The organism is Nocardioides sp. CF8 (assembly GCF_000389985.1).
Classification (GTDB): Bacteria; Actinomycetota; Actinomycetes; order Propionibacteriales; family Nocardioidaceae; genus Nocardioides; species Nocardioides allogilvus.
On record NZ_CM001852.1, the window covers coordinates 198034 to 203663 of the forward strand.

At 70.4% G+C, this 5630-nt stretch carries 5 protein-coding genes and 2 pseudogenes; 6 read left to right on the forward strand and 1 reads right to left on the reverse strand.

Features of this window, described 5'->3' with window-relative positions:
* From CF8_RS00960 to CF8_RS00985, 6 genes and pseudogenes are all read left to right on the forward strand, one after another.
* Positions 1–954 (forward strand): annotated as a pseudogene (locus CF8_RS00960) (hypothetical protein); the annotation flags it as partial.
* Between the two features lie 40 nt (positions 955–994).
* Positions 995–1408: a YbaB/EbfC family nucleoid-associated protein gene (locus CF8_RS00965; protein ID WP_010831269.1), complete on the forward strand. Its 414-nt coding sequence runs from the start codon at positions 995–997 to the stop codon at positions 1406–1408.
* A gap of 9 nt (positions 1409–1417) precedes the next feature.
* On the forward strand, positions 1418–2017 hold the full coding sequence (recR, locus tag CF8_RS00970) for a recombination mediator RecR (protein ID WP_010831270.1): 600 nt from the start codon (positions 1418–1420) through the stop codon (positions 2015–2017).
* Positions 2010–2615, forward strand: a complete 606-nt coding sequence (locus tag CF8_RS00975) for a DUF5063 domain-containing protein (RefSeq protein WP_010831271.1) — start codon at positions 2010–2012, stop codon at positions 2613–2615. Before recR ends, CF8_RS00975 begins: the two co-directional genes overlap by 8 nt.
* Before the next feature lie 63 nt (positions 2616–2678).
* Positions 2679–3950 carry an aspartate kinase gene (locus CF8_RS00980; protein ID WP_036489941.1) on the forward strand — a complete coding sequence of 424 codons (1272 nt, stop codon included), beginning with the start codon at positions 2679–2681 and terminating at the stop codon, positions 3948–3950.
* Positions 3947–4996, forward strand: a complete 1050-nt coding sequence (locus CF8_RS00985; RefSeq protein ID WP_010831273.1) for an aspartate-semialdehyde dehydrogenase — start codon at positions 3947–3949, stop codon at positions 4994–4996. The genes CF8_RS00980 and CF8_RS00985 overlap by 4 nt, the downstream gene beginning before the upstream one ends.
* A 3-nt stretch (positions 4997–4999) precedes the next feature.
* On the opposite strand, the pseudogene CF8_RS22235 reads toward CF8_RS00985, so the two are convergent.
* Positions 5000–5630, reverse strand: a pseudogene (locus CF8_RS22235) (hypothetical protein); the annotation flags it as partial.

A 5630-nucleotide genomic window follows, 5' to 3' on the forward strand; every position in this document is an offset into this window, starting at 1 on the left:
CCCGCCCCGACCGCCCAGCCGGCGGCGATGGCTCCGGCCCAGCCCGCCGGGTCCGCCCAGCCGCCGACGGCGACGCCGGCTCCGGTCGAGCACGGCGAGCACGAGCCGATGTTCGCCCCGCCGCGCTTCGACGACGGCCCTTCCGACGAGCCGGCCGACGAACCGATGCCGCCGGTCGAGGCGACCGCGCCCGTCGACCAGCCCGCGGAGCAGGTTGCCGTGGTGGCGCCGCCCGCTACACCCGAGCCTGCGGCGACCGGGGCCGGGAGCAACCTCAGCCTCGTCGACGTACGCCGCTTGTGGCCCGACATCGTCGAGGCGACCAAGGCCCGGCGCCGCGTGACCTGGATCCACCTGACGCAGAACGCCCAGGTGATCGCGGTGGACGCCAAGACGCTGACGCTGGGGTTCACCAATGCCGGTGCGAAGGAGTCGTTCCTGGCCGGGGGCTCCGACGAGATCCTGCGCCAGGCGGCGATCGACGTCGTCGGGGCGGAGTGGCGCATCGACGCCATCATCGACCCGAGCGCGCAGCCCGATGCCGGGCGCCCCGTCGTGAAGCAGTCCTCCACCGCGCCCGCGGCGCCGACGCCGCCACCGGCTGAGGCGCCGGCGTGGGCCAGCGACGAGCCCGCCTCGGCTGCGCCCGACTCACCTCCCGCGTGGGCAGCCGACGACGCGGCCCAGCCGGCCCACACCCAGACGTCCCCGTCCCAGACGCCCCCGGCCTCGCCCGGCCCGGCCGGCTCCACGGGGCTCACCGCCGCTCGCGAGGCGCTCGAGCGCTCGCGCGAGACCGGTGCCGACCCGGGAACCACGGTCGATCACCGCGCGTTGGCCGATGCGGCGGCAGATCCCGACGATCCGGCCCCTGACACCCAGGGGCTCGACAGCACGGCCCTGCTGCAGCAGGCGCTCGGCGCGAAGATCGTCGAGGAGATCAAGCACTCGTGAGCACGACATCCCCACCCACCGCACCCCACCGGGAGACCTCATGACCCAGAACCCCTTCGACGCACTCGGCGGCGGCGGTTTCGACATGAACGCCCTGCTCCAGCAGGCGCAGCAGATGCAGGAGCAGCTCCAGCAGGCGCAGGAGCAGCTCACCGAGCAGAAGGTGTCGGGCACGGTCGCCGGCGGCGCGGTCTCGGTCACCGTCAACGGCGTCGGGGAGCTGCTCGGGGTCGACATCACCGCGGGCCAGTTCGACGGCACCGACTCCGACGACCTCGCCGACCTGAGCGACATGATCATCGCCGCCTACCGCGACGCCAAGGCCAAGGCCGAGGCCATCGCCAGCGAGGCCATGGGCCCCCTGGCCGGTGGGCTCGAGGGCCTCGGTGGCGGCCCCGGTGGCGGTCTCGGTGGCCCTGAGGGCGGGCCGCCCAGCGGCCAGCTCGGTTTCTAGGGTCCTTCGTTGTACGAAGGCATCGTCCAAGACCTGATCGACGAGCTGGGTCGACTCCCCGGCGTCGGACCCAAGAGCGCGCAACGCATCGCCTTCCACCTCCTGCAGGCCGAGCCGGCCGACGTACGCCGCCTGGCTGACGTCCTGATCGAGGTGAAGGACAAGGTGCGGTTCTGCTCGATCTGCTTCAACGTCTCCCAGGACGAGCAGTGCCGCATCTGCCGCGACCCGCGCCGCGACCCGGCGTTGTTGTGCGTGGTGGAGGAGTACAAGGACGTCGTCGCCATCGAGCGCACGCGCGAGTTCCGTGGCCGCTACCACGTGCTCGGCGGCGCGATCTCGCCGATCGACGGCATCGGCCCCGAGCAGCTGCGCATCCGCGAGCTGATGATCCGGCTCGCCGACGGTGCCGTCACGGAGGTCATCTTGGCCACCGACCCCAACCTCGAGGGTGAGGCCACCGCGACCTATCTCACCCGGATGCTCAACCCCATGGGGTTGCGCGTGACGCGGCTGGCGAGTGGACTGCCAGTGGGCGGCGACTTGGAGTACGCCGACGAAGTGACCCTCGGGCGCGCATTCGCAGGAAGGCGATCAGCAGATGACTGACCAGACCACACAGCAGCGGACGCCGCCGGACCCCGACGAGTTCGCCGCCCAGATCGCCGACCAGATCGAGAGCTTCCTGCTTGCGCTGCGTGCGATCGCGCGCGGCGGCAACGGAGCCCAGGCCGTCTCGCTGCTGCTGCTCGAGATCAGCCAGGTGCTGCTCGCGGGCGCCCGGCTGGGCGCGCAGCTCGACTTCCAGCCCCGGGAGGAATACCAGCCCGACGTGGGCCCGGAGGCCGACATCGACGACATGCGGCTGCGGCTGGCGCGGATGCTGGACAGCGTCGACACCTACAGCTTCGTGTTCGACCCCTACCTGCCCGATGTCGTGCAGAGCCAGCTCTCCGACGACCTGACGTCCATCGCGATCGACCTCGACAACGGCCTGCGCCACTTCAAGCTGGGCAACGTCGAGGAGGCCCTGTGGTGGTGGCAGTTCTCCTACGTCAACAACTGGGGCAACCTCGCCGGCGCAGCGCTCAACGCGCTGCTGACCGTGGTCGCGCACGACCGGTTCGACACCGACTTCGAGGAGACCGTGGAGGCCCTCACGGTCGCCCATGAGATGTTGGACGACCCGGTCGATCCGCCCCGGTAGAATCCACGCGTCAGAAGCGTCACGACGCAGAAGTCGTCTACCGAGATCGTCGAGGACCAAACCGTGGGCATTGTCGTGCAGAAGTACGGCGGCTCCTCGCTCGCCGACGCCGACGCCATCAAGCGGGTCGCGCGCAGGATCGTGGAGAACAAGAAGGCAGGCCATGACGTCGTCGTGGCCGTCTCGGCGATGGGTGACTCCACCGACGAGCTGCTGGACCTCGCCGGTGCGGTGAGCCCGCTGCCGCCGGCGCGCGAGATGGACATGCTCCTCACCGCCGGTGAGCGCATCTCCATGGCGCTGGTCGCGATGGCGATCTCCGACCTCGGCTTCACCGCCCGCTCCTTCACCGGCTCGCAGGCCGGCGTGATCACCGACTCGGTGCACGGCAAGGCGAAGATCATCGACATCACGCCCGGGCGCATCACCAGCGCGCTCGCCGACGGTCACATCGTGATCGTCGCCGGCTTCCAGGGCGTCAGTGCCGACACCAAGGAGATCACCACCCTGGGTCGCGGCGGCACCGACACCACCGCGGTCGCGCTGGCCGCGGCGCTGGAGGCCGACGTCTGCGAGATCTACACCGACGTCGACGGCGTCTTCACCGCCGACCCGCGGATCGTGCCGGCCGCCCAGAAGCTCGACAAGGTCTCCTACGAGGAGATGCTCGAGCTCGCTGCCTGCGGCGCCAAGATCCTGCACCTGCGCTGCGTGGAGTACGGCCGCCGCTACAACATCCCGATCCACGTCCGCTCGTCATTCAGTCAGCTCGAAGGCACGTGGGTCGTCGAAGACCCCACCGACGGAGGCATCATGGAACAGGCCATCATCTCCGGCGTCGCGCACGATCGCAGCGAAGCCAAGATCACGGTCGTCGGCGTACCCGACAAGGTCGGCGAAGCCGCCCGCATCTTCGCGGCGCTCTCCGAGGCGCAGGTCAACCTCGACATGATCGTCCAGAACGTCTCGGCCGCGGCGACCAGCCTGACCGACATCTCGTTCACGCTGCCGCGCACCGACGGCCAGACGGCGATGAACGCGCTGGCCAAGATCCAGGGCGAGGTCGGCTACGACAAGCTGCTCTACGACGACAAGATCGGCAAGGTCTCGCTGATCGGTGCCGGCATGCGCTCGCACCCCGGCATCACCGCGAAGTTCTTCTCCGCGCTGGCTGAGGCGGGCGTCAACATCGGCATGATCTCCACCTCCGAGATCCGCATCTCCGTCGTCGTCACCGAGGACGAGGTCGACCAGGCCGTCCGCGCGACCCACAGCGCCTTCGACCTCGACGCCGATGAGGTCGAGGCTGTCGTGTACGGCGGGAGCGGGCGATGAGCGCCATCAACCTGGGCATCGTCGGCGCCACCGGTCAGGTCGGCGTCGCAGTCCGCGAGATCCTGCTCGAGCGCGGCTTCCCGATCGGGGAGATCCGTTTCTTCGCCTCCGCCCGCTCGGCCGGCACGGTGCTGCCCTTCGGCGACCGCGAGGTCACCGTGGAGGATGCCTCGACCGCTGACCCGACCGGCCTCGACATCGCGATCTTCTCCGCTGGTGCCACCACCTCGCGTGCGCTCGCGCAGACCTTCGCCGACGCCGGCGTGATCGTCATCGACAACTCGTCGGCGTTCCGCAAGGACCCGGCGATCCCGCTCGTCGTCTCCGAGGTCAACCCGGCGGCGATCGACGCCGTCGTGGCCGCTGGCCGGGGCATCATCGCCAATCCCAACTGCACGACCATGGCCGCGATGCCGGTGCTCAAGCCGCTCCACGAGGCCGCCGGGCTGCAGCGACTCGTCGTGTCGTCCTACCAGGCCGTCTCCGGTTCGGGCGTCGCTGGCGTCGACGAGCTGATGGGTGGCGTCACCGCTGCCGGCGAGAAGGCCCGTGAGCTGGCCTACGACGGTTCGGCCGTGACGTTCCCCGAGCCCAACAAGTACGTCGAGACGATCGCCTACAACGTGCTGCCGCTGGCCGGCTCCATCGTCGACGACGGACTCAACGAGACCGACGAGGAGCAGAAGCTCCGCAACGAGTCCCGCAAGATCCTCGACCTCCCCGAGCTGCGCGTCTCCGGGATCTGCGTCCGGGTGCCGGTCTTCACCGGTCACTCGCTGGCGATCAACGCGGAGTTCGCCTCGCCGCTCACCCCCGACCAGGCGCGCGCGCTGCTGGCCGACGCCCCCGGCGTCGAGCTCCGCGAGGTGCCGACGCCGCTGCACGCCGCCGGCAAGGACCCGTCCTACGTCGGCCGGATCCGTCAGGACGAGGGTGTCGACGACAACCGCGGGCTCGCGCTGTTCATCAGCAACGACAACCTGCGCAAGGGCGCTGCCCTCAACACCGTGCAGATCGCCGAGCTGATCGCGGCGACCCGCGCCTGAGCGCTACTCGTCGATGTCGACGAACCTCGTGGTCACCCACCACGAGAGGGCGTAGGTCGCCATGGCGACCAGCGGGATGACGATGACCATCCACCAGTTGTAGATGACGTCGAGGAAGAACAGCATCGCCGCCACGGCGAGCAGTCCGACCGCGAGGAAGCTGGTGCTGCCCGGGTCCTCGATCCCGAAACCGCGCAGCAGCCAGCCGCCGACGTAGGTCAGGATCACCAGTGTCGCGACCAGCAGCAGCAGGCCCGGCCCGCCGCACGAGTCGGTGCCGCGCACGACCTCGCAGAGCTTGAGCGACGCGAAGGTCAGGAGTACGGCGAGCAGGCCGATCAACGCACCGACGGCCAGCGCTGCCTGGAGGGCCGGGATGGCCGGCAGCGAGAACTCGCGCTTCGGCATGGGCTCCGTAGCTGCCACCGGCTCCGGGCTGGGCTCGGGCTCCGGGCTGGGCTCGTGCCTGCCCGCGGAGGCTGGCGGAACGACCGGGGCGGCGAGCTCGGGGTCGGGGGCCGGCGCGGGCTCAGCCTCGGGGACGATCGGGTCGAGCTCGGGTGCGAGCGGCGCGGGCGGCTCGGGGGTGGGCTCGGGCTGCGGCGTCGTCTTGGGCTCCGGGGTCGTCTTGGGC